Source organism: Pseudomonas sp. PDM05, from assembly GCF_014851685.1.
Lineage (GTDB): Bacteria > Pseudomonadota > Gammaproteobacteria > Pseudomonadales > Pseudomonadaceae > Aquipseudomonas.
The window spans coordinates 1-543 of record NZ_JACVAC010000041.1; the positions used below are offsets into that span (position 1 = coordinate 1).

Here is a 543-nt window from a genome sequence, read left to right on the forward strand (position 1 = left end):
CGTGTTGAAGTGGCCAAGGACACCATCGTGCTGCGCGAGTCCGAAGCCAAGCTGAAAAACGCCGGTGACGAACGTGCCCGCGCCCTGCTTGAGGCCCGCGACGCGCAGATCAAGCAACTGCAAGACAGCCTGAACGCCAAGCAGACCGAGCGCGGTACGCTGGTGACCTTTGGTGACGTGCTGTTCGCCACCAACAAGTCCGACCTCAAATCCAGCGGCCTGGTCAACATCACCAAGCTGGCGCAGTTCCTGCGCGACAACCCGGACCGTAAAGTGATCGTCGAAGGCTATACCGATAGCACCGGGTCCGATTCGTACAACCAGAGCCTGTCCGAGCGCCGTGCGGCTTCGGTACAGCGCGCGCTGGCACAGCAAGGCGTGGATATTTCGCGCATCGTGACCCAGGGTTACGGCAAGGAATACCCGGTAGCCGATAACGGCAGCGTGTCGGGCCGTGCCATGAACCGTCGCGTTGAAGTGACTATTTCCAACGACAACCAGCCGGTCAAGCCACGGTCTTCCGTCGCTAACTGATCGACGGTC

The 543-nt window shown here is 61.0% G+C and carries 1 protein-coding gene; it reads left to right on the forward strand.

The genetic code is table 11. The features are described from left to right. Positions 1–534, forward strand: a 534-nt coding sequence (locus IB241_RS27330) for an OmpA family protein (RefSeq protein ID WP_192301277.1), incomplete at its 5' end; no start/stop codon positions are given. Positions 535–543: the final 9 nt, after the last annotated feature.